Raw genomic sequence first — 25454 nt, 5'->3', positions numbered from 1 at the left:
GTTCTCCGTGCGGCGATGCGTCAATCGGCCGCACAATTGTGCACCCAACCTATCTCCCCACAAACGCTGTGCTTTAATGCGCAGCACGTTTGTCCCCGACAGGAGCCCTTGATGATGACGTCCCGATCGATCCGTTCTTCCGCTCGCCTGGCAATGCTCTGCGCAGGCCTGCTCGCCAGTGCCGCCGCTTTCGCGCAGGTCACGGTGCAAGACGCCTGGGTGCGCGGCACGGTGCCGGGCCAGACATCCAGCGGCGCGTTCATGACGCTGCAATCGGCCGACGGTGCCAAGGTGGTGGGCGTGTCGACGCCCGTGGCGGGCACGGCCGAGATCCACGAGATGAAGATGGAGGGCGACGTGATGCGCATGCGCGCGATGCCCTCGCTGGACTTGCCCAAGGGCCAGACGGTGCAGCTCAAGCCGGGCGGCTACCACGTGATGTTGATGAACCTGAAACAGCCGCTGGTGAAGGACACCACCGTGCCGCTGACGCTGAAGGTGGAACTGGCCGACAAGCGCGTCGTCGAGCAGAAGGTCGAAGCCCGCGTGCGCGACCTGACCGCCGGCAACATGCCTGCCATGAATCACGGCGGCGAACACAAACATTGATGGCTTGCGGCGAGTGTCGCTTCAAGCCACGCAAGGGAGCATTCCCATGGCTAACAAGACACTGGGCACTCGCCAGAAACTGACGTTTCGCATCGAGCCTTCAACGAAGGCCGGCACTGCGCGCCCGCGCAACGTTCTCGTGCCGCTCGCCCGCGGCCGCAAGGCCGGCGCCCATACCGAAGGCGGTCATGCTGAGCGCCAGCGCGGCCGGGCCGACGTCCGCCGCGCACTGCGCACGCTGGACGACGACAGCAAAGACAAGGATTGATCGGTCAGTTGGATATAGATGCTGCCCTTGCCTGCGCAATCGCCTCGCGCAGGCAACGCTGACAGCGGCAGCCTTGTCCCGGGCGCCGCGCGCTGGCGGGCAGAGTTTCTTCGGTCGTGCACCAGCACGTCGCGTCGGGCTGCTTACCGTCGCCGATCGCTCCGCAGCGCATCTGCGCGCCGCAGACTGCACATACGGTGTTGGCGGCCGACGGGATCACGCTGGGCTGCTCCCGTCGTCGTCTTGCCCGAGCTTGTGCATCGCCTGGCGCAGGAACCCCATCTGGTGCGAGAACCGCGTACAAGCATCGCAGGCAAACAGATGCACGCGCAGGCGCAGCCGCTCGCCTGTGGACAGGTCGCGGTCCATCTTCGACACCAGCATGCGGTGGGCTTCCTTGCAGGTGGGCAGTCCCCAACGGTTCGGCATGGTTGTTCTCTGTGATGCGGCTTGGGTGCGCTTACGGGCGATTCAGGCGGCGGGCTGATTGCCGAACCAGTGCAGGTCAAGGCACTCGCGCAGGCGCATGCGGGCACGGTAAAGCAGTGCCCACGCATTGGTCGCGGTGATCTGCAATTCCTGACAGATTTCGTCGGTTTCCAGCTCCAGCCACTCCCGCATCATGAAGACGCGGCCAACGCGCGGCGGCAGGCGATCGACGCACATTTGCAGCACGTCGAAGAACTCCCGCCGCGACAGCGCGGCATCGGGGTCGCCCCAGTCGGACGGTGGGCTGGTGTAGTGGCCGTCGGCGGCGAACAGACTGTCGAAGACGGCCTCGTCGGAACGCATGCCGGCCTCATCGGATTCACCGCCCGCAAGCAGTGAGATGCGCACTTCGCGCCGCCCCGAGCGGATCGCATCGATGATCTTGTGCTTGAGGATGCCGATCACGTAAGTCTTGAGCGAGGCGTTGCCGGCAAAGCGCTCCGGGTGTTCGAGCACCGCGAGGATGGTGTCAGCCACCGTGTCTTCAGCCAAGGCCGTGTCGCGCAATTGCAGTTGCGCAAAGCGCAGCAGGTGAGGGCGCAGCGCGTCGAGTTGGTCGGGTGCGATGGCCATGTTTCCCCAGGGTGTTCTTTGTCCGCAACGGTTTGGTGGGCACGCAAGCTGCGGCCAAGACCGCGCGGGCTTTTCTTGTAAAATCGCGCCTGCCGAAAAATGGGCTGCTGCGTTTTGTGCGGCACGCGACATTCGGCGTTCCATCATACCCGCCTCAATCCGCCCAATCCCGGATGTCACCGTCATGACCGCTTCTGCTGCCCCCGACCCTGCTGGCCTCGCCCCCGAACTCGCGCACGTTGCGCCGGCGTTGAAGGCTGAGATTCTCGCGCAGGCCCTGCCTTACATTCGCAAGTTCCACGGCAAGACCATCGTCATCAAGTACGGCGGCAACGCCATGACGGAAGAAAAGCTCAAGCACGGCTTCGCGCGCGACGTGATCCTGCTCAAGCTGGTCGGCATGAACCCGGTGGTGGTGCACGGCGGCGGCCCGCAGATTGACGAAGCCCTGAAGAAGGTCGGCAAGCAAGGCACCTTCATCCAAGGCATGCGCGTGACCGATGAAGAGACCATGGAAGTGGTCGAGTGGGTGCTTGGCGGCGAAGTCCAGCAGGACATCGTCATGCTGATCAACCAATACGGCGGCCAGGCGGTCGGTCTGACCGGCAAGGACGGCGGCCTGATCCGCGCCAAGAAACTGAAGATGCCGGACCGCGAGCGCCCAGGCGAATTCATCGACATCGGCTTCGTGGGCGACATCGAGACGATCAACCCGGCCGTGGTTAAAGCGCTGCAGGACGACGCGTTCATTCCGGTCATTTCGCCCATCGGCTTCTCTGACGAAGGCCAGGCCTACAACATCAACGCGGACGTCGTGGCCGGCAAGATGGCCGAGATCCTGAAGGCCGAGAAGCTGGTCATGATGACCAACATTCCCGGCGTGATGGACAAGCAGGGCAACCTGCTGACCGACCTGTCGGCACGCGAGATCGACGAGCTGTTTGCCGACGGCACGATCTCGGGCGGCATGCTGCCGAAAATTTCGTCGGCGCTGGATGCCGCCAAGAGCGGCGTGAACTCGGTGCACATCGTCGATGGCCGTATCGAGCACTCGCTGCTGCTGGAAATCCTGACCGAACAGGCGTTCGGCACGATGATCCGCTCGCACTGATGCGAACCACTCGGGCGGTGCGGGTGCGCCATGCTGCGCGCGCCTTCCCGCGCGAGGTGCCGGCGGGCTCCCCACCCGCCCGGCAGCCGGTCTGGCTGTTCGACCTCGACAACACTCTCCACCACGCATCGCACGCGATCTTTCCGCAGATCAACCGGCTGATGACGGCGTACGTGGCCCGCGTGCTCGGCACGGATGACGCCACCGCCAGCCAGGTGCGCGTGGATTATTGGCGCCGCTATGGCGCCACGATTCTGGGCATGGTCCGCCATCACGGCGTCGACCCCGATGATTTTCTTGCCGAGGCCCACCGCTTTGAAGACCTTCGCGCCATGGTGCGCGCGGAGCGCGGCCTCGCCCAATTGCTGCGCGCCCTGCCGGGGCGCAAGATTTTGCTGACCAACGCGCCGGCCGCTTACGCGCGCGAGGTGCTGCGGCTCATTGGGCTGAAGCGCGCGTTCCTACGCGAAATTGCCGTCGAACACATGTGGGTGCACCGGCGCCTGCGTCCGAAGCCCGACCCGCTGATGCTGCGCCGCTTGCTGGCGCGCGAACGTATTGCGCCATCGCGCGCCATCCTCGTCGAAGACACGCTTTCTCACCTCAAACGCTATCGGCGCCTGGGGATCGGCACGGTATGGGTGACGGGCTATCTGCGGCGCGTGCCGCCCGGCGTGCTGCCAACTTCCGCTGCCGACGCATTGCATCCAATGCAAGCGTCAGCGGTGGGCGCGCGTGCAAATTCACCACATCAACCGGCTGCCACACCGATTTTGTTCGCCAACCGGCCCGGCTATGTGAGCGTGAAAGTAAAATCGGTGCTTCAACTAAAACGAAGGCTTGTTCGACGCGGCTAGGCAGTGGTAACTCCGCGCTCGGAACGGGAGAGGGGCCAGGAAGTCATGAGCAACGCGCAAACGGAGTTTCCGACCGCCGAGCCGGTCGCGGACGTCGCCATAGAAGCACTGCCAGTACGCAAACGCCCCCGCCCGGGCGAGCGCCGTGTGCAGATTCTGCAGACGCTTGCCAGCATGCTCGAGCATCCGCGTGGTGAAAAGATCACAACTGCGGGCTTGGCTGCACGGCTAGATGTCTCCGAAGCGGCGCTGTATCGCCACTTCGCCAGCAAGGCGCAGATGTTCGAAGGGCTGATCGAATTCATCGAGCAGACCGTCTTCGGCCTCATCAACCAGATCACCTTGCGTGAGGAACACGGCCTGCGGCAGGCGCATGCCATCGCGCACATGCTGCTGTCGTTTGCCGACAAGAATCCGGGCATGACGCGCGTGCTGGTGGGCGATGCGCTGGTCGGCGAAGACGAGCGCCTGCCCGAGCGCATGGCGCAGTGCCTCGATCGCATCGAAGCATCGCTCAAGCAAAGCCTGCGCATGGCGGTCACGCAGGGTGCCTGGCCGGCGGATGCCGACATCGCTTCGCGCGCCAACTTGGTTGTGTGTGCGGTGCTCGGGCGCTGGCATCGGTATGCCAAGAGCGGCTTCCGGAAGTCTCCGGTGGAAGGTGCGGATGCGCAGTTGCGGGTGCTGTTGGCCTGAGCCTGCACCACCCCAAACGAAAGCCCCGCATTGCGGGGCTTTTTATTTGCGCGTGCCGTTGGTCAGCCAATGGTGCGTATCGCTTCCGCCAAGGTATGAAACCGCGCGGCAATCTGCTCCGTTTCCACATGGCCATAGCCCAGCAGCAACCCAGGCAGGCGGCGCGCATCGTCCTGGTAATAACGCGAGAGTGGGCGCGTGACGACGTCATTGGCGAGTGCCAGATCAGCAACGGCCACATCGTTGGTGCCGGCGGGTAAGCCCAGTACCAGATGCAGGCCCGACGCGCCGTCGTGCACCGGCAGCGCGTCGCCGAACTCGTGAGCGATAGACGCTAGCAGCGTTTCGCGCCGTTCCGCATACACCCCGCGCATGCGCCGGATGTGGGAGACGAAATGGCCTTCCGCAATGAAGTCCGCCAGCACGGCCTGCGTGAGAATCTGGCCGCCGCGGAACATCTCCGATAGCCCCGTCGTAAACGCATCGGCCAGCGCGGGCGGCACGACCAGATAGCCAATCCGCAAGCTGGGGAACAGCACTTTCGAGAACGTGCCCATGTAGAGCACGCGCCCGCCTTCATCCAGTCCTTGCAGTGAGGGCAGCGGGCGGCTGCCGTAGCGGAATTCGCTGTCGTAGTCGTCTTCGACGATCCACGCATCGGTGGCGTGTGCGGTGGCCAGCAGCGCGCGGCGTCGCGCCAGGCTCATCACCGAGCCGAGCGGGTATTGGTGCGAGGGCGAGACCACCATGAGCTTGGGCGGCTTGCTGCGCTGGCGCCCGCGCGCGGGGATGTCAAAGCGCATGCCCTCGTCGTCCACCGGCAACGGCACGGTGCGTACGCCCGCGGCAGTGAGGACGCTGCGTACGCCCCAATAGCCCGGGTCTTCAATCCATGCGCTGTCGCCGGCGTCGCACAGCAGTTGCGCGATGAGCTGGAGCGACGGGTGGATGCCTGCCGTGATGATGATCTGCTCGGGCTCGCAGCGCACGCCGCGCGCGGTGCGCAGGTAGTCGGCCAGCGCGGTGCGCAGCGGCAGGTAGCCCGCACCCACGGGATACGTCAGCAGCGCAGGCGATGGCTTGCGCAGCAGCCGGTTGTGCAGGCGCGACCAGATGCGCGCCGGAAACATCCGCACCTCCGGTACGCCAGGCATGAAGGCGCCCCATTGGCGTGAGCTGGCGCCTGCATCGCGCACGAGCGCCCGGCCGCGCGTGGACAGCATCGGCGCAGACGGCGTGGCCGCTTCGGTGATTGGCGCGACCGCCGGTGCGGCAACCGCTGCGGCTGGTGCCGGCGCGGCGTCCAGCCGGTCCGGCGCGGTATCGGCGACGAAGGTGCCGCTACCCACGCCCGCCGAGACATAGCCTTCCACGCCGAGCTGCTCATAGACGTGGATGACCGTGTTGCGTGCGATGCCCAGTTCGGTGGCCAACTGCCGCGACGACGGCAGGCGCGTGCCCGGCTGCAGCTCGTCGCGCAGGATGCCTTCCTGCAACACGCGGTACAGGCGCCGATGGTCGGGCTCGCCGCCTGGCTCTGCGCGGTCGAAGCGGCGTTGCAGATAGTCGACCAGCATGCTGGCGCGGTGAGTTGGGGAATGGTCGGCCATGGTGCGCGATGGAACCAAAGTGGTTCCAAAAGAAAAACCTAATTGGGTCTTATTGTACAGAGCCAATGAAGCCACACTGGCTCGCATCGCCTCTTTCTCGACCCAACGCACACGACCGCCATGAACGCCCGAGATCCGCAACACGCGCCGCAACAGAACGCCCAATGGAATGCCCAATGGAATGCCCGCCGCCTGGCCGCTACGCCGCGCGGCGTTGGTGTGATGACCGACCGCTACGCCGAGCGCGCCGAGAACGCGCTGTTCTGGGACGTGGAGGGCCGCCGCTACATCGACTTCGCGGCCGGCATTGCCGTGGTCAACACGGGCCATCGCCATCCGCGTCTGGTGCAGGCCGTGCGCGAGCAGCTGGATCACTTCACGCACACTGCTTTCCAGATCGTGCCGTACGGCTCGTACGTCGAGCTGGCCGAGCGCCTGAACACGATCACGCCGGGCACGCATGCCAAGAAGACCGCGTTCTTCACCACCGGCGCCGAGGCCGTGGAAAACGCCATCAAGATCGCACGGGCGCACACGGGCCGCCCGGGTGTGATCGCACTCACGGGCGCATTCCACGGCCGCACGTTCATGGGCATGTCGCTGACGGGCAAGGTCGTGCCGTACAAGACGGGCTTCGGCCCGTTCCCGGGCAGCATCTATCACGTGCCGGCGCCTGTCGCATTGCATGGCGTGAGCACGCAGGATGCGCTGGATGCCATCCAGCGCCTGTTCAAGGCCGATATTGATCCACGCCAGGTGGCGGCCATCATCTTCGAGCCGGTACAGGGCGAGGGCGGCTTCTACCAGATGCCCGCCGACTTTGTGCGCGCTATCCGTGCGCTGTGCGACGAGCACGGCATCGTGATGATCGCCGACGAAGTGCAGACCGGCTTTGCCCGCACCGGCAAGCTGTTTGCCATGGAGCACACCGGCGTGCTGCCGGACATCACGACGATGGCCAAGGGCTTGGCCGGCGGCCTGCCGCTGTCCGCTGTCACGGGTCGCGCTGAGATCATGGACGCGCCGGCGCCGGGCGGGCTCGGCGGCACCTACGCCGGCAACCCGCTGGCGGTGGCCTCCGCACATGCGGTGCTCGACATCATTGCCGACGAGAAACTCTGCGAGCGTTCGGCCGCGCTGGGCGCACGTCTGGTCGATGCACTGAACGCTGCCCAGGCCAAGCAGCCGCGCATTGCAGAAGTGCGTGGCGTGGGCGCGATGGTTGCTGTCGAATTCAATACGCCGGACGGCAAGCCGGACGCCGATTTCACCAAGCTCGTGCAGCAGCGCGCGCTCGAAGCCGGCCTGCTCCTGCTGTCGTGCGGCGTGTACGGCAACGTGATCCGCTTCCTGTTCCCGCTCACGATTGAAGACGCGGTATTCGAAGAGGGCCTTGCCATCCTGCAACGTGCACTGGAGGGCTGACACCATGACCCGCACTGACTTGCCGAGCGCGCCGGTTACGCCGCCGATCGCACTGAAAGACCCCGGCCTGTGGCGCACGCAGGCGTTCCTCGCCGGCACCTGGGCCGATGCCGATGACGGCGCCACGCGCGACGTGACCGACCCCGCCACCGGCCGCAAGATTGGCACCGTGCCCGGCATGGGCGCCGCCGAAACGCGCCGCGCCATCGATGCCGCCCAGGTTGCGCAACGCGCCTGGCGCAAGGTGAGCGCACGCGATCGCGCCAAGATCCTGCGCAAGCTGGCCGATCTGATGATGGAGCACCAGCAGGATCTCGCTGCCATCCTCACGGCAGAGCAAGGCAAGCCGCTGCCAGAAGCCGCCGGCGAAATTGCTTACGCCGCATCGTTCATCGAGTGGTTTGCTGAAGAAGCACGCCGCATTTACGGCGACACGATTCCGTCGCCGCAGGGCGATCGCCGCATCGTCGTGCAGAAAGAGCCGATTGGCGTGAGCGCGGCCATCACGCCGTGGAATTTTCCCATCGCGATGATGACGCGCAAGGTCGGCCCGGCACTGGCGGCGGGTTGCTCGATGGTGGTGAAGCCCGCGCTGGAAACGCCCTACTCTGCGCTTGCGTTTGCCGAGTTGGCCGTGCGCGCGGGCGTGCCGGCAGGCTTGCTGTCCATCGTCACGGGCGATTCGCAGGCGATTGGCGGCGAGCTGACCTCCAACCCGATCGTGCGCAAGCTCAGCTTCACGGGCTCCACCGCGGTTGGCCGCTTGCTGATGCGCCAGTGCGCAGACGACATCAAGAAGCTCTCGCTCGAGCTGGGCGGCAACGCGCCGTTCATCGTATTCGACGATGCCGACGTCGATGCAGCCGTGGAAGGCGCGATGATCGCCAAGTACCGCAACGCCGGCCAGACCTGCGTGTGTGCGAACCGCTTCTATGTGCAGCGCGGCATCTACGACACGTTTGCCGCCAAGCTGGCCGATGCGGTGCGTGCGCTGCGCGTGGGCAACGGCACGGAGCCCGGCGTGCAGCAGGGCCCGCTGATCCACATGCGCGCGATGGACAAGGTGCAGCAGCACCTGGATGACGCCGTACGCCAAGGCGCCCGCGTGCTGGTGGGCGGCAAGCCGCATGCGCTGTCCGCGCAGGGCGGCGCGTTTTTCGAGCCGACCGTCGTCGTCGATGCAAAGGCCGACATGCTGGTCGCGCATGAAGAAACGTTCGGCCCGCTGGCCGCCCTCATTCCTTTCGACACGGAAGACGAGGCCGTGGCGGCCGCAAACGACACCGAGTTCGGGCTGGCCGCGTATTTCTACACGCGCGATCTTGGCCGCGCGTGGCGGGTTTCCGACGCGCTGGAATCGGGCATGGTCGGCGTCAATACGGGGCTGATCTCGACCGCCGAAGCGCCGTTTGGCGGCGTCAAGCAATCGGGCTTGGGCCGGGAGGGCTCGAAATACGGCATCGACGAGTACCTGGAGATCAAGTACATCAACATGGCCGGCCTTTGACCCCGCATATGGCAGGGGATCGGACGCATCACGCTGCGGTGATGCGTCCGCCGCCGCTTGCTCTATAATCACCTTCCTCTGGCGCGCCGATTTGACGACTGGCTTGCGGGCGCGCGGGAGTTCAGACTGCACGAATGTGGCTCTGGGCTCTCATTACAAATGCGGCTAAAGAGGTTCGGTCAGAGCGGGGGTGGTGAAAGCAAGCGCCCCACGTGCGCCACATGAGAACCCGATTGGTTGCGTGAACAGCGTTGCCGGTCGGGTTTTTTCTTTGGTGCCATGACAGACATCCAGGCTGACCCCGCGGTCACCGCAGCCGATGCGGCGCAGGCCGACACATCCTCTTCGAAGGCACATCAGGGCAAGCCGGCCAATGCCATCGGCCTGGTCGTACCCGAGCGCATGCACTTTGCCGAGCCGCTGCAACTGCGCAACGGCTCGCAGATCAGCGGCTACGACCTGATGGTCGAAACCTACGGCACGCTCAATGCCGACCGTTCCAACGCCGTGCTCATTTGCCACGCGCTCAACGCCTCGCACCACGTGGCGGGCGTGCACGCCGAGGGCGAAGTCGGCTGGTGGGACAACATGGTCGGCCCCGGCAAGCCGGTCGACACGAACCGCTTCTTCGTCATCGGGGTGAACAACCTGGGGTCGTGTTTCGGCTCGACCGGCCCCATGAGCCCGCATCCGGAAACCGGCCTGCCTTACGGCGCGCGCTTCCCCGTGGTGACGGTGGAAGACTGGGTGAACGCCCAGGCACGGGTGGCCGACCGTTTCGGCATCCAGCAATTTGCCGCGGTGATGGGCGGCAGCCTCGGCGGCATGCAGGCGCTGGCCTGGAGCCTGATGTATCCGGACCGGTTGCGGCACTGCGTGGTGGTGGCGTCCACGCCCAAGCTGTCGGCGCAGAACATCGCCTTCAACGAGGTGGCGCGCAGCGCGATCCTGTCCGACCCCGATTTCCACGGCGGCGATTACTACGCGCACAACGTCAAGCCCAAGCGCGGCCTGCGCGTGGCCCGGATGATCGGCCACATCACGTATCTGTCGGACGAGGACATGGCCGCGAAATTCGGGCGCGAGCTGAAGGCGGACGATATCCGTTTCTCGTTCGACGTCGAGTTCCAGGTCGAGAGCTACCTGCGCTACCAGGGCGACAAGTTTGCCGAGTATTTCGATGCGAACACGTATCTGCTCATCACGCGCGCGCTCGATTACTTCGACCCCGCACTGGCCTACGGCGGCAGCCTGACCAAGGCCGTTGCGCACACCAAGGCGAGTTACCTCGTGGTCAGCTTCATGACCGATTGGCGATTCGCCCCGGCGCGCAGCCGCGAGCTGGTCAAGGCGCTGCTCGACAACAAGCATCCCGTCACCTACGGCGAGATCGACGCGCCGCACGGCCACGACGCTTTCCTTCTGGAAGACGCGCGCTACCACGCGCTGGTCCGCGCCTATTACGAACGCATCGCGCAGGAGATCGGCGCATGACAACGCAAACGCTGAACCCCGCTGCGCCGTCCGAGGTGCCCAACATCCTGACCGACCGCGCGGACTTTCGTGCCATCGCCCGCTGGATCGAGCCGCACTCCACCGTGCTCGATCTTGGTTGCGGCGACGGCAGCCTGCTGCGCGTGCTGCAGGATGAGCTCGACGTGCTGGCCTACGGCATCGAGATCGACGATGCGGGCGTGCTGGCGTCCACGAAAAAGGGCGTGCACGTGATCCAGCAGAACATGGAAGGCGGGCTGGCGCTGTTCGAGGACAAGAGCTTCGATACGGTCATCCTGTCGCAGACGCTTCAGACCATCCACAACACGGCGCAGGTGCTGCGCGAGATGCTGCGCGTGGGCCGCGAGTGCATCGTGTCGTTCCCGAATTTCGGCTACTGGCCGCATCGGCTGTCGATCTTCCGCGGGCGCATGCCGGTGTCCAAGTCGCTGCCGTACGAGTGGTACAACACGCCCAACGTGCGCGTGCTGACCATCCGCGACTTTGAAGCGCTGGCGCCCAAGGTGGGACTGGTGATTCTCGATCGCGTTGTGCTGCACGAAGGCAGCGTGGTGCGTTGGGGCGCCAACTGGCGCGGCAGCGTGGCGGTGTACCGGGTGCGCGCGGGCTGATTGCCCCGGCAGCTGTGTGCGCCCCTGATGTGCTGGTTTGTGCGCCCCCGCACGTGGCAATTTGGCGCGTTACACTGGGTCATCTTCCGTTGAGGAGTGGGTGATGAGCAGACAGGTCCGGCGCAGAAGTCCGCGCATGCTGCAGGCGGTGTTGGTGGTGGCGATGGGTGCGGCGATGTCGTTTGCATCCGCTGCAACGTCGCCTGCCGACACACAGGGCGATGCCGCCGCCCTCACCCAGATCGCCATCGCGCACTACGAAAAGAACGATTTCGGCCACGCCTTCGACGAGTTTGCCGAGGCCGCGCAGCGCGGCAACCGGCTCGCGCAGTTCAACTACGCGATGATGCTGATGCGCGGCGAAGGCACCGTCGCCCGCCCGGAAGAGGCGGTCAAATGGCTGCGCCGCGCCGCCGACAACCAGATGACCCACGCGCAGTTTGCCTACGGCGAATTGTTTGAGCGCGGCGAGCTGGTACCGCGCTCCCTGGAAGAAGCCAACAAGTGGTACGAGCGCGCCGCCGCCGGCGGGCATGTCGAGGCGCAGCGTGCGCTGGCCACCAACTACTTCACGGGGCGCGGTGTGCCGCGTGACTACGGGCGCGCCTTCAGCTGGTACAAGAAGGCAGCCGAGGGTGGCGACGGACCCTCGCAATACATTGTCGGCAGCTATTACGAGCGCGGCGAGCCCGGCGTGGTCGCGCAGGATATCGAGCAAGCCAAGAAGTGGTACGGCAGGGCGGCCGCCCAAGGCGATGTGGGGGCGCTCGGCAAGCTGCGCGAGCTGGTGGAGAAAACCTATCGTGCCAAGCACGGCGACCCGCCCACAACGGCACGTCAATCAATGTAGCGCACGCAAGCAAAAACCGCCGGGCATGGCAGCATGCACCGGCGGTTTTGCTTTGGAGCAGGTTCAATCATTCATCAACAGCACCGGCCGACGCGTCCGGCGTAGCGCGCGTCCTGGCGTTCGCGGAAGAAGTCTTCGTACGACATGACGGTTTGGCCCGGATGGGTCTCCTGCATGTGGCGCACGTAGGTGTCGTAGTCCGGCACGCCGACCATCAGGCGCAGCGTCTGGCCCAGGTAGCGGCCGAAGTTTTCGAGTTCTTCGCGCATGCCCGTGCTCATGCGCCCAGCGCTTCGTACGGCGTTTCGTTGGTGGTCGGACGGCTCGCGGCGCGCGCCTTGAGCACCGTGCGCAGGCCATACCAGGCGATGCTCACGACCACGAGAATGAACAGGCCGCACAGGAACGCGTCGATGCGGTCGTTCAGCACCACTTGCTGCATCTGCGCCATCGACTTGGCCGGGGCCAGCAGCTTGCCTTCGGCAATCGCGCTGGCGTACTTGTTGGCGTGCGCCAGGAAGCCGATCTTCGGGTCCGGATCGAACAGCTTCTGCCAGCCGGCGGTGAGCGTGCAGATCAGCAGCCAGATGGTCGGCAGCAGCGTCACCCAGACGTAGCGATCGCGCTTCATCTTGACCAGCACGCAGGTGCCCAGCGTCAGCGCAATCGCGGCGAGCATCTGGTTGGAGATGCCGAACAGCGGCCACAGCGTGTTGATGCCGCCCAGCGGATCGATCACGCCCTGGTACAGGAAGTAGCCCCACAGTGCGACGGTCGCGGCCGTGGCAATGAGGTTGGCGACGAGCGAATCCGTGCGCTTGAGTGCCGGCACGAAGGTGCCCAGCAGATCCTGCAGCATGAAGCGCCCGGCGCGCGTGCCTGCATCCACGGCGGTGAGGATGAACAGCGCCTCGAACAGAATCGCAAAGTGGTACCAGAAGGCCATCATGGCCTGGCCGCCCACCACCTGGTGCAGGATGTGCGCCATGCCCACGGCCAGCGTTGGCGCGCCGCCTGCACGGGCGAGGATGGTGTTCTCGCCGACGTCCTTGGCGGTCTGGATCAGCACGTCAGGCGTGATGACAAAGCCCCAGGTGGACAGCGTGTGTGCCACCGTATCGGGCGTCGCGCCCACCAGCGCCGCCGGGCTGTTCATCGCGAAGTACACGCCCGGGTCGATGACCGAAGCGGCCACCAGCGCCATGATGGCGACGAACGATTCCATCAGCATCGCGCCGTAGCCGATGAAGCGTGCTTGGCGTTCGTTCTCCAGCAACTTGGGTGTGGTGCCCGACGAGATGAGCGAGTGAAAGCCCGACACCGCACCGCACGCAATGGTGATGAACAGGAACGGGAACATGTTGCCCGACCACACCGGGCCGCCGCCGCCTGCAAACTGCGTGAGCGAAGGCATCTGCATCTTCGGCGCGACGATCAGGATGCCGATGGCCAGTGCCATGATCGTGCCGATCTTCAGGAACGTCGACAGGTAATCACGCGGGGCAAGCAGCAGCCACACCGGCAGCACCGAGGCGACAAAGCCGTAGCCGATCAGCATCCACGTGAGGGCCTTGCCGTCGAACGTGAACAGCGGCGCCAGCGCGGCATTTTCATGCACCGCCTGACCACCGACGATGGCGAGCATCAGCAGCACGAAGCCGATGATGGAGATCTCGCCGATGCGGCCCGGACGGATGTAGCGCACGTACACGCCCATGAACAGCGCGATGGGAATCGTCGCGGCCACCGTGAAGGTGCCCCACGGCGAGCCGACCAGCGCCTTCACCACGATCAGCGCCAGCACGGCCAGGATGATGATCATGATGAGGAACGCGCCAAACAGCGCGATCACGCCGGGCACCGTGCCCATCTCGCTCTTCACGAGGTCGCCCAGAGAGCGGCCGTCGCGGCGCGTGGAGATGAACAGCACGATGAAATCCTGGACCGCGCCGGCAAACACCACGCCGGCCAGGATCCACAGCATGCCGGGCAGATAGCCCATCTGCGCGGCCAGCACGGGGCCCACCAGCGGGCCAGCTCCGGCAATGGCCGCGAAGTGGTGGCCGAACAGCACGTGCTTGTTGGTGGGAACGTAGTCGAGCCCGTCGTTGTAACGCCAGGCGGGCGTTTTACGGGTGCCGTCCAGGCCGAGCACCTTGTCGGCGATGAAGCGGCTGTAGTAGCGATACGCGATCAGGTAGATGCATACGGCGGCCACCACCACCCATAGCGCGCTGACTGCCTCGCCGCGCGCAAGCGCAACGGTGGCAAAGGCAGACGCGCCAAGAATGGCGACGACCAGCCAGATCAGGTGTTGCCTGACGAAGCTCATGTCGGTCTCCTCGAACCTTGGTCGAAGTAATGTGCTGAACGCGGGATGTGGGTTCATCCCTGCGGTGAGTCCTGCCCCGTGACAGGGGCGTGTAGTATTTGCCAGCCGCACCCCGCGCCACAAGCGGAGGACTACGCAGCACACGTCCGTAGTTCTACGCAGACCCCACACCTGACCGAGACCGCGCCGCCACCTTGCGATGCCGCAATGCTCGCCGCGTTTTGCCATGAAGCTCCGCCAGAAGATCCTGCTCCTCGCCGTTGCACCGCTGACCATCGCCATGCTGGCGATCATGCTGACCGTGCGGCATCAGTCGATTGCGCTGGCGCGGCACGAGCGGCAGTTGGTGGAGTCGGCGTACCTGCAGGCCAAGGAGACCGAGCTGCGGTCTTACGTCAAGCTTGCGCAGAGTGCCATCGCGCCGTTGCTTGCGTCCGGCCACAGTGGCGATCCGGCCGGGGACGAAGCCACCCGCGACGAAGCCATGCGCACCCTCGCCCGTCTCGACTTCGGCACCGACGGCTATTTCTTCCTCTATGACCTGCGTGGACGCAACCTGATGCACCCGCGCCAGCCCGAACTGGTCGGGCGCGATCTGTGGGACCTAACGGACTCGGGCGGCCAGCCGACCATCCAGAAACTGGTGGCGGCCGCGCAGGCGGGCGGCGGTTTCGTGCGCTACATGTGGGACAAGCCCTCCACGCACCAGAGCGTGCCCAAACTCGGTTATGTCGAGCCAATCCCACAGTGGGGCTGGATGGTGGGCACCGGTCTGTACCTGGACGACATCGAGCAGACCTTGCGTGAGATTGATCAGCGTGCGCAGGCCAACATCGACCAGACGCTGGCGTGGGTCGTTGGCATTGCCGCGATCAGCATCCTGCTGGTAGCCGGCAGCGGTTTGGCGCTGAACGTGAGCGATCACCGCCAGGCCGATGCCAAGCTGCGCCAGCTCGCGCAGCAGGTTGTGAAGTCTCAGGAGGACGAACGCGCGCGCGTCTCGCGCGAGTTGCACGACGGCATCAGCCAGGTGCTGGTGTCGACCAAGCTGCTGCTCGAAACCGCGCATGGGCATCTCGAAGCGTCACCTGCATCGCCGCCGTCGATCGAACGGGCGGACAGCATGTTGCGCCGCGCGCTTGATCGGTTGAACGGCGCGCTGGGCGAGGTGCGGCGCGTGTCGCACAACCTGCGTCCCGCCCTCCTGGATGATCTCGGCTTGGCGGCTGCGCTGGAGCTGCTCGTGCGTGAAACACGCGAAGCGCACGAAGACAGCCAGCCGGGGTTTGCGATTGCGCTCGAAGTGGTCGGCCCGCCCGTGCAGCTACCGGACGCATGCAACACCGCGCTGTTCCGCATCGCGCAGGAGGCTGTCTCGAACATCGAGCGCCATGCCACGCAAGCCACGCGCATCGGTGTGCTGCTTGAAAACGATCTCGATGCCGTGCGCTTGTCCATTCGCGACAACGGCCCCGGCTTTGATGTGGAATCCGTGCAGGTGGATCCGCAACACGGCATCGGCTTGCGCAACATGCGTGAACGCATGGCCGCGCTGGGCGGCACCTGTACCGTCGCCTCGGGCCCGCACGGTACCGAGGTGTGCGCTGTGCTCCCGCATATCGTCATCGCCCAACTGGTTTCTGCTCCCTCTTCTCCTCTCGTATGAACATGCGTACTCCTGCGCCCGTCAAACTGCTCCTCGTCGACGATCACCCGCTCGTGCGCGATGGTGTGCGCATGCGGCTGGAAGCCGTGCCGCATTTCGAAGTGGTGGGTGAAGCCGGTGACGCCGATGCCGCCCTGCAGGCTGCGCGCACCTTGGCCCCCGATCTGGCGCTGATGGACATCGGCATGCGCGGCATGAACGGCATCGCGCTCACCGAGAAGTTTGCCGAGGAATTTCCCGAGATTGCCGTGCTCGTGCTCTCGATGCACGACAACCTGGAGTACGTGCGGCAGGTGATTCGCGCCGGCGCGCGTGGCTACGTGCTCAAGGACGCGCCCGCCAGCGAACTGGTCGAGGCCATCGACGCGGTGCTGGCCGGTCGGCCGTTCTACAGCGCGCAGTTGGCAATGCGCATGGCCGAGCAGGCTGTCATGCCCACGCCGGTCGAGGCGCTCACGCCGCGTGAGCGCGACATTCTCGAGGGCATCGCCAAGGGCTACGCCAACAAGCGCATCGCCGACGAGCTGGGCCTGTCCGTGCGCACGGTGGAATCGCACCGCCTGAACCTGAAGCGCAAACTCGGCATCGAGGGACAGGCGGAACTGGTGAAGTTTGCGGTGGAGCTGGGAAAGGGGCGTTAGGCGCCCTTTGTGCCCTCCACGTAATCGCGCACCATTGCCTCGAACGAGGTGTCGCGGCCAAAGCCCATCGCATCCGCGCGGGCGGTATTGAAGCGCGCCGGCCAGCTTTGCACGATGGCCTTGATGCGAGCGTCCGGCTCCCAACGGATGCGCGAGACCGGCGCATCGCCCGCCACCTTGCGCAGCGCCTCCACCATCTCCCCCACGCGTACCGTAATGCCCGGCAGATTCAGTGATCGGCGATTGCCCCAGGCCGACGCCGGCAGCGTGTACGCGTGCAGCAGCGAGGCTACCACCTGGCGCGGCGAGGCCAGCCACAGTTCGGTCTCGGCTTCCACCGGGCAGATGGCTTCCTCGCCAGCCAACGGCTCGCGGATGATGCCGCTGGCAAAGCTCGAGGCCGCGCCGTTCGGTTTGCCGGGGCGCACCGACACCGTCGGGATGCGCACCGCGCGGCCGTCGATGTAGCCCTTGCGCGAATACTCGCCGACGAGGAATTCGCCCATCAACTTCTGCACGCCGTACGAAGCCTGCGGCGTGGCCGCTGTGTCGTCGGTAACGATGGCTGGCAACTGGCCTCCGAACACTGCCACCGAGCTTGCGAACAGCACGCGCGGCGCACGGCCGGTCTTGGCGTGCTGCGCGCGTAGCGCATCAAGCAATGCGCGCGTGCCGTCCAGGTTCACGCGCATGCCCAGGTCGAAGTCAGCCTCGGCGGTGCCGCTCACCACGGCGGCCAGGTGGAACACGCCGCCCACCTCGTTGTTGTCACCCCCGTCGATCACCTTTGCAATGAGGGCTGGGTCGGAAGCGTCGCCCGTCACGTAGCGCACACGCGCATCGGCAATCTGGCCGGCCACCTGGTCCAGCACGATGAAGGTCTCAACGGGTTGTACCGAGCCGTCCGCACCGGGCAGGCCGGGTTGCTCGAGCAGTGCCGCCAGCACGCGCTGGCCCAGGAAGCCGGCGCCGCCGGTGATGACGATGTTCATGGTGTCTCCTTGTTGCCCGACGTAACCCGCCGGGCGTTTTGATCGATGCCTAGGGTAAACAGGGATGAAGCTCTGCGACTCAACTTGTATGATGACACGACGAATTTACGCTTGCCAAGACATCCCTACCCCATGTTTGAACGACTCGACGCCGCGCCTTCCTTGTCCGACCGCGTGGCCCAGACCCTGATGGACAAGATCGACGCGGGCGAACTGCGCCGCGGTGAACGCATGCCGTCCGAAACCGTGCTCGGGCAGGAATTCGGTGTGAGCCGTACCGTGATTCGCGAGGCCATCTCGCGCTTGCGGCACGAAGGCGTGGTCGAAGCGCGCCAAGGCAGCGGGGTGTACGTCACGCAGCAGGCTGGCCTCAAGCCGTTGCGTATCGACGCGGCGCAGGCCGGCTCGATCGACGCCGTACTGCACATCATCGAACTGCGTCGCGCGCTGGAGGCCGAAGGCGCTGCGCTGGCCGCCCAGCGCCGCACGGACGCCGAGATGATCGAGATCGACGCCGCACTCGACAGCATCGACGCGGCGGTGGCGGCCGGCGGTGACGGCGTGACCGAAGACCTGCGTTTTCACCACGCCATCGCGGCCGCCAGCGGCAACCCGTTCCTCGTGCAGGCACTCGGCTTCTTCAGCCAATACCTGGAAGAAGCGATTGGCGTGACGCGCAGCAACGAAGCGCGCCGCGAAGACTTCGCCCGCCAGGTCCGCGACGAGCACCGCGCGATGGTCGAAGCCATCCGCCACCGCGACGCCCTGGCTGCACGCAATGCCGCACAGACGCACATGTTCAATGCCGCACGTCGCCTGGCCGAGGGCCGCGACACGGTCCAAGACTGATTTCAGGAGCGATTCATGACGCAAACGGCGGCTGACCGTAAGGTTGGCGTGATCGGACTCGGCGCCATGGGCCTGGGCATTGCCAAGACCCTGCGCAATCACGGCTACACCGTACATGCGTGCGATGCGCGCCCGGGTGCCGCTGCGGATTTCGCCAAGGAAGGCGGCGTTGCGTGTGCAACGCCTGCTGAGGTGGCGGCGGGTGTGGACGTGGTGGTCTCGGTGGTGGTCAACGCCGCGCAGACCGAAGCCGTGCTGTTCGGCGAGGGCGGAGCTGCGGCCGCCATGCGACCGGGCAGCACGTTCGTCATGTGTTCCACGGTCGACCCGAACTGGTCGATTGCGCTGGAGGCGCGCCTCGCGCAGCAGGGCATTCTGTATGTGGATGGCCCCATCTCCGGCGGTGCGGCCAAGGCCGCGTCGGGCCAGATGACCATGATGACCTCAGCCACGCCCGAGGCGTATGCGGCAGCGGGCCATGTGCTAGACGCCATGGCCGGCAAGGTCTATCGCCTGGGCGACAAGGCCGGCGCGGGCAGCAAGGTCAAGATCATCAACCAATTGCTGGCCGGCGTGCACATCGCCGCCGCCGCCGAAGCCATGGCCCTGGGCCTGCGCGAAGGCGTGGCAGCGGATGCGCTGTACGAAGTGATCACGCATAGCGCGGGCAACAGCTGGATGTTCGAAAACCGCATGGCCCATGTGCTGGCCGGCGACTACACGCCGCTGTCCGCCGTCGACATCTTCGTCAAAGACCTGGGACTCGTGCTCGATACCGCGCGCGCCACCAAGTTCCCGCTGCCGCTGGCGGCTACCGCTCATCAGATGTTCATGCAGGCATCCACGGCCGGCTATGCGAGGGAAGACGACTCCGCCGTGATCAAGATCTTCCCCGGGATCACGCTGCCGGAGGGCCAGCCGAAATGAGCGCAGCGCCCACGTCCCGCCCCGTCCTTGGTTGCATCGCCGATGATTTCACCGGTGCGACCGACCTCGCCAACATGCTCGTGCGTGCCGGCATGCGCACCGTACAGACCATCGGCGTGCCACAGGCAGGCGGCGAGGCCATCGCTGCGGATGCCGATGCCATCGTCGTCGCGCTCAAGTCGCGCACGATTGCCGCGGCCGATGCCGTGGCGCAGTCGTTGAATGCCCTGCACTGGCTGCGCGCGCAAGGCTGCTCGCGCTTCTTCTTCAAATACTGCTCGACCTTCGATTCCACCGACGCGGGCAACATCGGCCCGGTTGCCGAGGCCTTGATGGCCGAACTGGGCACCGATTTCACATTGGCCTGCCCCGCGTTTCCGGAGAACGGCCGAACGATCTTCCGCGGCCATCTGTTCGTGGGCGACGTGCTGGTCAACGCGTCAGGCATGGAGCACCATCCGCTGACGCCGATGCGCGATCCGAACCTGGTTTCGGTGCTGGCGCGCCAGAGCGCGGGCAAGGTCGGCTTGCTGCGTTACGACACCATCATGCGCGGCGCGCAGGCGGCGCGCGATCAGGCTCAGCAACTGCGCGACGACGGCGTGAAGCTGGCGATTGCCGATGCCATTTCCAACGACGACCTGATCGTGCTGGGCGAGGCATTTGCCGACCTGCCGCTGCTGACGGGCGGCTCGGGCTTGGCGCTGGGCTTGCCGGCGCAATATCGGCGCGCAGGGCTGATCACCGCGCACGGCAATGCGGCGCAGTTACCTGCGGTGCCTGATTCGGCGATCGTGCTATCGGGCAGTTGTTCGCGTGCGACGAACGCGCAGGTGGCGCACTGGCGTGCATCGCGTCCCGCGTTCCAGATTGATCCGCTGGCGCTGGCCGAAGGCAAACCGGTGGTGGTCGAGGCGCTCGATTTCGTGCACCGCCATGCCGGTCAGACCGTGCTGGTGTACGCCACCAGTGCGCCGGAGCAAGTGGCCCACGTACAGAAGACGCTTGGCGTGGAGCGCGCCGGCAAACTCGTTGAAGATGCACTGGGCCGCATCGCCCGCTCGCTGCATGCTGACGGCGTACGCCGCTTCGTGGTGGCCGGCGGTGAGACCTCGGGCGCGGTGGTACAGGCGCTCGACGTGCGCGCGCTTCGCATCGGCCAGCAGATTGATCCGGGCGTGCCCTGGACGGCCACCATCGACAACGATCCGGTTGCGCTGGCACTGAAGTCCGGCAATTTCGGGACGGTGGATTTCTTCGAGAAGGCGCTAGCGCAACTGGCGCAGGCCACAGCGGAGGCTGCGGTATGAGTGCGTCCACCGAAACAGCCCTGCGTGAAGAGATCGCCCGCGTCGGGCAGAGCTTGTATGCGCGCGGTTACACCGTCGGCACGGCAGGCAATATCAGCGCACGCCTGCCTGACGGCTGGCTCATCACCCCCACCGATGCCTGCCTCGGCACGCTGGACCCGGCGCGTATCGCGAAGGTGCTGGCGACGGGCGAGTGGGTCGGCGGCGACAAACCGTCGAAAACGCTTGCCCTGCATCGCGGCATCTATAGCCGCAATGCAGATGCGCATGCCGTGGTGCATACGCATTCGACGCATCTCGTGGCGCTCACGCTGGCCGGCGTGTGGCATGAAGCCGATGTGCTGCCGCCCATCACGCCGTACTACGTGATGAAGGTCGGCCACGTGCCGCTCATCACGTATCAGCGGCCGGGCCATCCGGATGTGGCTACGCAGATCGCATCACTGGCCAACGATGTGCGTGCTGTGCTGCTCGATCGGCTGGGGCCCGTGGTGTGGCACGGCTCGGTGTCGAATGCAGCTTACGCGCTGGAAGAACTGGAAGAAACCGCACGGCTTTGGTTGATGACCGAACCCAAACCTGCACCGCTGTCCGACGCGCAGATCGACGAACTGCGCCAGACGTTCGGGGCCCGTTGGTAGAGCAACCGGCAGCAGACCGGTAGCGCCCGCCGCACAGCCCATATAACACCTACACCGGAGACCACATGAACACCTCGACCGCCACCACGGCGGCGTTGCCTTCGCACGCCGTTTCAAAAGAGGACAGCGTTTATGCGCGCGTGTCGCGCCGCATCGTCCCGCTCATCATGCTGTGCTACGTGGTTGCGTATCTCGACCGCGTGAACGTTGGGTTTGCGAAGCTGCAGATGTCGCAGGCGCTGAATTTTTCCGAAACGGTGTACGGGCTGGGTGCCGGCATCTTCTTCATCGGTTACTTCCTCTTCGAGGTGCCGAGCAACCTGCTGATGAACAAGATTGGCGCGCGCATCTGGATCGCGCGGATCATGATCACGTGGGGTTTGATTTCGGGCGCTTTCGCGTTCGTGCAGACGCCCACGCAGTTCTACGTGATGCGGTTCCTGCTGGGTTTGGCCGAAGCGGGCTTCTACCCCGGCGTCATCCTGTACCTGACGTACTGGTATCCATCGCATCGCCGCGCGCGGATTGTGGCGATGTTCATGGCCGCCATCCCCATCTCGGGCATCTTCGGCAACCCGCTGTCGGGCTGGATCATGAGCGCGTTCCATGGGACAGGGGTAGGCGGCGGGTGGCAGGGCTGGCAGTGGATGTTCGTCATTGAGGCCATTCCTGCCATGCTGGTGGGCCTGCTGGTGCTGTGGAAGTTCGATGACAGCATCCGCAAGGCCAATTGGCTGTCGGAAGACGAGAAGCAGATTCTCGAAGCCAACATTGCTGCAGACAACAAAGGCAAGACCGAGCACCACGGCATCGGCAAGGTGTTCTCCGACCCGCGCGTGTGGATGATGAGCCTGATCTACTTCGCCTTCGTCATGGGCCAGTACGGACTGACGTTCTGGATGCCGACGCTGGTGAAGAGCGCCGGTGTGACCGACACGTTCATGGTGGGCGTGCTCTCTGCGATTCCGTACGTGTGTGCGGCGATCACCATGGTGCTGATCGGCCGCAGTGCCGATGCACGACGCGAGCGTCGCTGGCACCTGGTTGTGCCGGCGCTGATGGGCGCAGTCGGTTTTGCTGTGGTGGCGACGGCCGGGCACAACGTGGCCCTGTCGATTGTCTTCCTGTCATTGGCTGCCGCAGGTGTGCTGACGTGCGCGCCGCTCTTCTGGTCGATGCCGACTGCGTTCCTGCAAGGCACCGCTGCAGCTGCCGGTATCGCCGCCATCAACTCGGTCGGCAACTTGGCCGGCTTCGTGAGCCCCTATATGATCGGTGCGCTCAAGGACATGACGGGCAGCACATCCGCCGGCATGTATGCGCTGGCAGGCGTGCTGGTGCTCGGTTGCATTGCCGTGTTGCGCACGCCGCCACAGCTCGTCAACAAATAAGCAATCGTCTTCAGAGGTCTGTCATGCCGCGCTTTGCCGCCAACCTGTCCATGATGTACCAGGAGCACGCGTTCCTCGACCGCTTTGCCGCCGCGGCAAAGGATGGCTTCGAGGGCGTGGAGTTTCTGTTCCCCTACGACTTCGACAAGGCGGATATCCGTGCTCGCCTTGACGACGCTGGCCTCACGCAAGCGCTGTTCAATGCCCCGCCGGGCGACTGGGCCGGCGGCGAGCGCGGCATTGCCTCATTGCCCGGGCGCGAAGCGGAATTCAAGCGCGGCATTGCGACCGCGCTGGAGTATGCGCAGGTGTTGGGCAACACGCGCCTGCACGTGATGGCCGGCCTTTTGCCCGCAGGTGCGGACCGCGCACGCCATCACGCCACCTACGTTAGCAACGTCGCCTACGCTGCGCGCGAGGCTGCCGGCGCGGGCGTCACCATCGTGCTGGAGCCGATCAACACGCGCGACATGCCGGGCTTCTTCCTCACGCACCAGGCGCAGGCGCATGCGGTGTGCAAGGAAGTCGGCGCGACCAACGTCAAGGTGCAGTTCGACCTGTACCACGCGCAGATCATGGAGGGCGACCTGTCAGTCAAGCTCAAGCAGTACATCGGTGGTGTGGGCCACGTGCAGATTGCCGGCGTGCCCGATCGCCACGAGCCGGACGAAGGTGAGCTGAACTATCCGCACCTCTTCGCCTTGCTCGACACGCTTGGCTATGACGGCTGGGTCGGCTGTGAATACCGGCCGCGTGCGGGTACGAGCGAAGGGCTCGGCTGGCTCAAACGCTGGCGGGAGGGCCGGCGCTGACGCAGCAGCACAAGAAGGAACTGCGCCAATCTGTCTAGGTTAGGGCGCGCATGACCGGGCACTGACGCAAAAGAAAACCGCCGCTGCGCGATGCGCAAGCGGCGGTCTGCCGTGGCGGACAGGCGCGTTAGGCGCCCAACTGAGCCGGGCCGAGCGAGCGAGTCGTCGGGACGCGGCCGTATGCCGGCAACTCGGCCTTGCGGGTCGCCGCTTCCAGTTGCATGCCGATCACTTCGGCCGCATGCGCGGCCGTTGCGCCGCTGGCGCCGACCACGAGCCGATAACCGCCGCCGCGCACGGTCTGGATCAGGCCATCGCAGGGCGTACCGGCCAGCGCTACGCGCAGCTTGCGCACGTGTACATCCACCGTGCGCTCACCCACGAAGACATGGTTGCCCCAAACGCGGTCCAGCAGTTGCGTGCGCGAATGCACGCGTTGCGGATGCGCGACGAGAAAGTGCAGCAGGCGGAATTCCAGCGGGCTGAGCGGAATGGCGCGCGGGCCGGTTTCGGTTTGCGCAGTCACGCCCAGCGTGAGCGGATCGAGGCGCAGGCCGTTGACCTGCAGGATGTCGTCGCCATGCTGATGCGGCGCACGACGGCGCAGTACGGCGCGGATGCGGGCATGCAGCTCGCCCGTGTCGCACGGCTTGACGACGTAGTCGTCGGCACCGGCGTCGAGCGCGGCAATCTTGGCGCGCGCATCGCCATGACGGGATAGCACGATGACCGGCAGGCCGCGCGTCTGCATGTTGGCGCGCAACGCCAGCAGCATGTCGATCGACTCGCGCTCGGGCCATGTCCACTCCATCAGGAGCAACTCAGGCATGGCGGCCAGGATGGCTGCCTGCGCCTGGCCCGGATGGCTGACCCGTTGAACGTCGTGTCCACCATCACGCAGGGAAAACGACAGACGCTCCCCCTCTGCCTGGTCTTGTTCGACCAGCAAGATCTGAATACCCACTTTGTGATACCTCCCGTCTAACCAGCCGACACACTCCGGCGAGCAGCCCTGCGGCTGCGCTCTGCTGTCTGCGGTGCGCGTTGTTATGAGTGCCATGCGGGCAATTGCGCGTGTGCTCGCATGTCATTTCTTGCGGGCGCTGTTGTCCGGCCATCGGCCGTGCGCGGATCGTCATGCTGCTATTCCCGTCGACGATCGCCAGCGGAGCCTCCTGGGTGGTGTCCAGGGTGGTCCTGAGAAAGATCTGCAAGCCCCTCGGTGCCTGCCGCAGCCTGCCGAACCATGCAATCGTTTGCATAGTCTGCGGCGTTGTCTGCGCGCAATCCGAGCCGGCGCCCCCCCGAGCGCCGGGGAAGTAGGGATCCCCCACCTCCTTTGGCATAAGGCTTGTTCGCCCTTTCCCGTTTCCTCTAGTCATGAACCCCCCCTCTGGCTCAGAGAGAAAGGATTCCGTTTTGCCGGATTATAAGAATCCCGTAGGGATTCGTCACGCAGGAATTTTAAAATTTGGAAATTCATTCAATCCGACACGTATTGGGGTGCCGTGGTTGACATGCATTCTTCATAAAGCTATGCCAGGCAACGTTCTTGGCCGATACCATGCGTGCAATGATTCAAGCGTGGCATAAATGCATGGCGATTATGCTCGCGCCGCCATAATGGCCGCTTCCATGTGTGTGTCGGTATTTTTTACAAAGCAAATCGTTTAGCTAAAAATCAATTGATCTGTTTTGTTGGCAGGGGTAATTCGCACGATTTAAAACTTTAGGATTACTGCTCATTGTTTGGGCAACCTTCCGCGGGCGGA

Annotated in this window: 25 protein-coding genes; 18 read left to right on the top strand and 7 right to left on the bottom strand. The window is 65.2% G+C overall.

Features of this window, described 5'->3' with window-relative positions:
- Positions 1 to 114: 114 nt before the first annotated feature.
- Both ACTJK6_RS08975 and ACTJK6_RS08970 read left to right on the top strand, forming a co-directional pair.
- Positions 115 to 609 carry a copper chaperone PCu(A)C gene (locus ACTJK6_RS08975; RefSeq protein ID WP_392397781.1) on the top strand — a complete coding sequence of 165 codons (495 nt, stop codon included), beginning with the start codon at positions 115 to 117 and terminating at the stop codon, positions 607 to 609.
- 46 nt (positions 610 to 655) lie between these two features.
- Positions 656 to 877, top strand: coding sequence for a hypothetical protein (locus tag ACTJK6_RS08970; protein ID WP_024977034.1), 222 nt, complete (start codon positions 656 to 658; stop codon positions 875 to 877).
- 216 nt (positions 878 to 1093) lie between these two features.
- Here ACTJK6_RS08970 and ACTJK6_RS08965 read toward each other — a convergent pair whose 3' ends face one another.
- Together ACTJK6_RS08965 and ACTJK6_RS08960 are read right to left on the bottom strand one after the other, a co-directional pair.
- Positions 1094 to 1306 carry a zf-HC2 domain-containing protein gene (locus ACTJK6_RS08965; RefSeq protein ID WP_232041583.1) on the bottom strand — a complete coding sequence of 71 codons (213 nt, stop codon included), beginning with the start codon at positions 1304 to 1306 and terminating at the stop codon, positions 1094 to 1096.
- 42 nt (positions 1307 to 1348) lie between these two features.
- The gene (locus ACTJK6_RS08960; protein WP_440838752.1) at positions 1349 to 1939 is read right to left on the bottom strand and encodes a sigma-70 family RNA polymerase sigma factor; all 591 of its coding nucleotides are present in this window, start codon (positions 1937 to 1939) and stop codon (positions 1349 to 1351) included.
- Between the two features lie 184 nt (positions 1940 to 2123).
- Here ACTJK6_RS08960 and argB point away from each other — a divergent pair, with 184 nt between their 5' ends.
- The 3 genes from argB to slmA are packed head-to-tail and all read left to right on the top strand — an operon-like array spanning position 2124 to position 4603.
- Positions 2124 to 3050, top strand: a complete 927-nt coding sequence (gene argB / locus ACTJK6_RS08955; protein ID WP_092974093.1) for an acetylglutamate kinase — start codon at positions 2124 to 2126, stop codon at positions 3048 to 3050.
- Positions 3050 to 3907 carry an HAD-IA family hydrolase gene (locus ACTJK6_RS08950; protein ID WP_252692104.1) on the top strand — a complete coding sequence of 286 codons (858 nt, stop codon included), beginning with the start codon at positions 3050 to 3052 and terminating at the stop codon, positions 3905 to 3907. Before argB ends, ACTJK6_RS08950 begins: the two co-directional genes overlap by 1 nt.
- A gap of 45 nt (positions 3908 to 3952) precedes the next feature.
- Positions 3953 to 4603 carry a nucleoid occlusion factor SlmA gene (gene slmA / locus ACTJK6_RS08945; protein ID WP_252692103.1) on the top strand — a complete coding sequence of 217 codons (651 nt, stop codon included), beginning with the start codon at positions 3953 to 3955 and terminating at the stop codon, positions 4601 to 4603.
- A gap of 62 nt (positions 4604 to 4665) precedes the next feature.
- Here the strand turns inward: slmA and pdxR are convergent, their stop codons facing one another.
- Positions 4666 to 6180: a MocR-like pyridoxine biosynthesis transcription factor PdxR gene (pdxR, locus tag ACTJK6_RS08940; RefSeq protein ID WP_232043078.1), complete on the bottom strand. Its 1515-nt coding sequence runs from the start codon at positions 6178 to 6180 to the stop codon at positions 4666 to 4668.
- A 153-nt stretch (positions 6181 to 6333) separates the two neighbouring features.
- On the opposite strand from pdxR, the gene gabT reads away from it, so the two are divergent.
- The 5 genes from gabT (at position 6334) to ACTJK6_RS08915 (ending at position 12121) form a co-directional block, all read left to right on the top strand.
- Positions 6334 to 7638 (top strand): 4-aminobutyrate--2-oxoglutarate transaminase, encoded by a 1305-nt coding sequence (gene gabT, locus ACTJK6_RS08935; protein WP_440838751.1) that lies wholly within the window; start codon positions 6334 to 6336, stop codon positions 7636 to 7638.
- A 4-nt stretch (positions 7639 to 7642) separates the two neighbouring features.
- Positions 7643 to 9145, top strand: coding sequence for an NAD-dependent succinate-semialdehyde dehydrogenase (locus ACTJK6_RS08930; RefSeq protein WP_440838750.1), 1503 nt, complete (start codon positions 7643 to 7645; stop codon positions 9143 to 9145).
- Between the two features lie 279 nt (positions 9146 to 9424).
- Positions 9425 to 10639: a homoserine O-succinyltransferase MetX gene (gene metX, locus ACTJK6_RS08925; protein WP_322017068.1), complete on the top strand. Its 1215-nt coding sequence runs from the start codon at positions 9425 to 9427 to the stop codon at positions 10637 to 10639.
- On the top strand, positions 10636 to 11271 hold the full coding sequence (gene metW / locus ACTJK6_RS08920) for a methionine biosynthesis protein MetW (RefSeq protein WP_232041590.1): 636 nt from the start codon (positions 10636 to 10638) through the stop codon (positions 11269 to 11271). The genes metX and metW overlap by 4 nt, the downstream gene beginning before the upstream one ends.
- Before the next feature lie 103 nt (positions 11272 to 11374).
- The gene (locus ACTJK6_RS08915; protein ID WP_232041591.1) at positions 11375 to 12121 is read left to right on the top strand and encodes a tetratricopeptide repeat protein; all 747 of its coding nucleotides are present in this window, start codon (positions 11375 to 11377) and stop codon (positions 12119 to 12121) included.
- A gap of 74 nt (positions 12122 to 12195) precedes the next feature.
- Here ACTJK6_RS08915 and ACTJK6_RS08910 read toward each other — a convergent pair whose 3' ends face one another.
- Both ACTJK6_RS08910 and ACTJK6_RS08905 read right to left on the bottom strand, forming a co-directional pair.
- Complete coding sequence (locus tag ACTJK6_RS08910; protein ID WP_232041592.1) at positions 12196 to 12390, bottom strand: YbdD/YjiX family protein; 195 nt, start codon at positions 12388 to 12390, stop codon at positions 12196 to 12198.
- Positions 12391 to 12398: 8 nt separating this feature from the next.
- The gene (locus ACTJK6_RS08905; RefSeq protein ID WP_440838749.1) at positions 12399 to 14453 is read right to left on the bottom strand and encodes a carbon starvation CstA family protein; all 2055 of its coding nucleotides are present in this window, start codon (positions 14451 to 14453) and stop codon (positions 12399 to 12401) included.
- A 226-nt stretch (positions 14454 to 14679) separates the two neighbouring features.
- Here ACTJK6_RS08905 and ACTJK6_RS08900 point away from each other — a divergent pair, with 226 nt between their 5' ends.
- On the top strand, positions 14680 to 16119 hold the full coding sequence (locus ACTJK6_RS08900) for a cache domain-containing protein (RefSeq protein ID WP_260803740.1): 1440 nt from the start codon (positions 14680 to 14682) through the stop codon (positions 16117 to 16119).
- A complete protein-coding gene (locus ACTJK6_RS08895) occupies positions 16116 to 16760 on the top strand; it encodes a response regulator (RefSeq protein WP_260803741.1) in 645 nt (214 codons plus the stop codon). Before ACTJK6_RS08900 ends, ACTJK6_RS08895 begins: the two co-directional genes overlap by 4 nt.
- On the opposite strand, the gene denD is transcribed toward ACTJK6_RS08895, so the two are convergent.
- Positions 16757 to 17752 carry a D-erythronate dehydrogenase gene (denD, locus tag ACTJK6_RS08890; protein WP_316870357.1) on the bottom strand — a complete coding sequence of 332 codons (996 nt, stop codon included), beginning with the start codon at positions 17750 to 17752 and terminating at the stop codon, positions 16757 to 16759. The genes ACTJK6_RS08895 and denD overlap by 4 nt on opposite strands.
- A 132-nt stretch (positions 17753 to 17884) precedes the next feature.
- Between denD and ACTJK6_RS08885 the strand changes: the two genes are divergently transcribed.
- The 6 genes from ACTJK6_RS08885 (at position 17885) to otnI (ending at position 23682) form a co-directional block, all read left to right on the top strand.
- A complete protein-coding gene (locus ACTJK6_RS08885; RefSeq protein ID WP_260803743.1) occupies positions 17885 to 18601 on the top strand; it encodes a FadR/GntR family transcriptional regulator in 717 nt (238 codons plus the stop codon).
- A gap of 15 nt (positions 18602 to 18616) precedes the next feature.
- On the top strand, positions 18617 to 19528 hold the full coding sequence (ltnD, locus tag ACTJK6_RS08880) for an L-threonate dehydrogenase (RefSeq protein ID WP_260803744.1): 912 nt from the start codon (positions 18617 to 18619) through the stop codon (positions 19526 to 19528).
- Positions 19525 to 20838: a 3-oxo-tetronate kinase gene (gene otnK / locus ACTJK6_RS08875; RefSeq protein WP_440838748.1), complete on the top strand. Its 1314-nt coding sequence runs from the start codon at positions 19525 to 19527 to the stop codon at positions 20836 to 20838. Before ltnD ends, otnK begins: the two co-directional genes overlap by 4 nt.
- Positions 20835 to 21479 carry a 3-oxo-tetronate 4-phosphate decarboxylase gene (otnC, locus tag ACTJK6_RS08870; protein ID WP_260803746.1) on the top strand — a complete coding sequence of 215 codons (645 nt, stop codon included), beginning with the start codon at positions 20835 to 20837 and terminating at the stop codon, positions 21477 to 21479. Before otnK ends, otnC begins: the two co-directional genes overlap by 4 nt.
- A gap of 65 nt (positions 21480 to 21544) precedes the next feature.
- Positions 21545 to 22870 carry an MFS transporter gene (locus ACTJK6_RS08865; protein WP_440838747.1) on the top strand — a complete coding sequence of 442 codons (1326 nt, stop codon included), beginning with the start codon at positions 21545 to 21547 and terminating at the stop codon, positions 22868 to 22870.
- Between the two features lie 23 nt (positions 22871 to 22893).
- The gene (gene otnI, locus ACTJK6_RS08860) at positions 22894 to 23682 is read left to right on the top strand and encodes a 2-oxo-tetronate isomerase (protein ID WP_440838746.1); all 789 of its coding nucleotides are present in this window, start codon (positions 22894 to 22896) and stop codon (positions 23680 to 23682) included.
- Between the two features lie 127 nt (positions 23683 to 23809).
- On the opposite strand, the gene ACTJK6_RS08855 is transcribed toward otnI, so the two are convergent.
- Complete coding sequence (locus ACTJK6_RS08855) at positions 23810 to 24646, bottom strand: winged helix-turn-helix domain-containing protein (RefSeq protein ID WP_440838745.1); 837 nt, start codon at positions 24644 to 24646, stop codon at positions 23810 to 23812.
- Between the last annotated feature and the right edge of the window lie 808 nt (positions 24647 to 25454).

The sequence above is a fragment of the Ralstonia sp. 22086 genome (assembly GCF_052045975.1).
Taxonomy (GTDB): domain Bacteria; phylum Pseudomonadota; class Gammaproteobacteria; order Burkholderiales; family Burkholderiaceae; genus Ralstonia; species Ralstonia wenshanensis.
Note: the sequence above shows the minus strand (reverse complement) of the source record. Positions and strands in the feature narration are given on the sequence as shown.

Excerpts from the sequence above, each read along its gene's own strand:
- ACTJK6_RS08975 (WP_392397781.1), top strand. The coding sequence starts at position 115 with ATGACGTCCCGATCGATCCGTTCTTCCGCTCGCCTGGCAATGCTCTGC.
- ltnD (WP_260803744.1), top strand. The coding sequence starts at position 18,617 with ATGACGCAAACGGCGGCTGACCGTAAGGTTGGCGTGATCGGACTCGGC.
- ACTJK6_RS08970 (WP_024977034.1), top strand. The coding sequence starts at position 656 with ATGGCTAACAAGACACTGGGCACTCGCCAGAAACTGACGTTTCGCATC.
- pdxR (WP_232043078.1), bottom strand. The coding sequence starts at position 6,180 with ATGCTGGTCGACTATCTGCAACGCCGCTTCGACCGCGCAGAGCCAGGC.
- denD (WP_316870357.1), bottom strand. The coding sequence starts at position 17,752 with ATGAACATCGTCATCACCGGCGGCGCCGGCTTCCTGGGCCAGCGCGTG.
- ACTJK6_RS08965 (WP_232041583.1), bottom strand. The coding sequence starts at position 1,306 with ATGCCGAACCGTTGGGGACTGCCCACCTGCAAGGAAGCCCACCGCATG.
- ACTJK6_RS08905 (WP_440838749.1), bottom strand. The coding sequence starts at position 14,453 with ATGAGCTTCGTCAGGCAACACCTGATCTGGCTGGTCGTCGCCATTCTT.
- otnC (WP_260803746.1), top strand. The coding sequence starts at position 20,835 with ATGAGTGCGTCCACCGAAACAGCCCTGCGTGAAGAGATCGCCCGCGTC.
- ACTJK6_RS08895 (WP_260803741.1), top strand. The coding sequence starts at position 16,116 with ATGAACATGCGTACTCCTGCGCCCGTCAAACTGCTCCTCGTCGACGAT.
- ACTJK6_RS08865 (WP_440838747.1), top strand. The coding sequence starts at position 21,545 with ATGAACACCTCGACCGCCACCACGGCGGCGTTGCCTTCGCACGCCGTT.
- ACTJK6_RS08910 (WP_232041592.1), bottom strand. The coding sequence starts at position 12,390 with ATGCGCGAAGAACTCGAAAACTTCGGCCGCTACCTGGGCCAGACGCTG.
- slmA (WP_252692103.1), top strand. The coding sequence starts at position 3,953 with ATGAGCAACGCGCAAACGGAGTTTCCGACCGCCGAGCCGGTCGCGGAC.
- metW (WP_232041590.1), top strand. The coding sequence starts at position 10,636 with ATGACAACGCAAACGCTGAACCCCGCTGCGCCGTCCGAGGTGCCCAAC.
- otnI (WP_440838746.1), top strand. The coding sequence starts at position 22,894 with ATGCCGCGCTTTGCCGCCAACCTGTCCATGATGTACCAGGAGCACGCG.
- argB (WP_092974093.1), top strand. The coding sequence starts at position 2,124 with ATGACCGCTTCTGCTGCCCCCGACCCTGCTGGCCTCGCCCCCGAACTC.
- ACTJK6_RS08915 (WP_232041591.1), top strand. The coding sequence starts at position 11,375 with ATGAGCAGACAGGTCCGGCGCAGAAGTCCGCGCATGCTGCAGGCGGTG.
- otnK (WP_440838748.1), top strand. The coding sequence starts at position 19,525 with ATGAGCGCAGCGCCCACGTCCCGCCCCGTCCTTGGTTGCATCGCCGAT.
- gabT (WP_440838751.1), top strand. The coding sequence starts at position 6,334 with ATGAACGCCCGAGATCCGCAACACGCGCCGCAACAGAACGCCCAATGG.
- ACTJK6_RS08930 (WP_440838750.1), top strand. The coding sequence starts at position 7,643 with ATGACCCGCACTGACTTGCCGAGCGCGCCGGTTACGCCGCCGATCGCA.
- ACTJK6_RS08950 (WP_252692104.1), top strand. The coding sequence starts at position 3,050 with ATGCGAACCACTCGGGCGGTGCGGGTGCGCCATGCTGCGCGCGCCTTC.
- metX (WP_322017068.1), top strand. The coding sequence starts at position 9,425 with ATGACAGACATCCAGGCTGACCCCGCGGTCACCGCAGCCGATGCGGCG.
- ACTJK6_RS08885 (WP_260803743.1), top strand. The coding sequence starts at position 17,885 with ATGTTTGAACGACTCGACGCCGCGCCTTCCTTGTCCGACCGCGTGGCC.
- ACTJK6_RS08960 (WP_440838752.1), bottom strand. The coding sequence starts at position 1,939 with ATGGCCATCGCACCCGACCAACTCGACGCGCTGCGCCCTCACCTGCTG.
- ACTJK6_RS08900 (WP_260803740.1), top strand. The coding sequence starts at position 14,680 with ATGAAGCTCCGCCAGAAGATCCTGCTCCTCGCCGTTGCACCGCTGACC.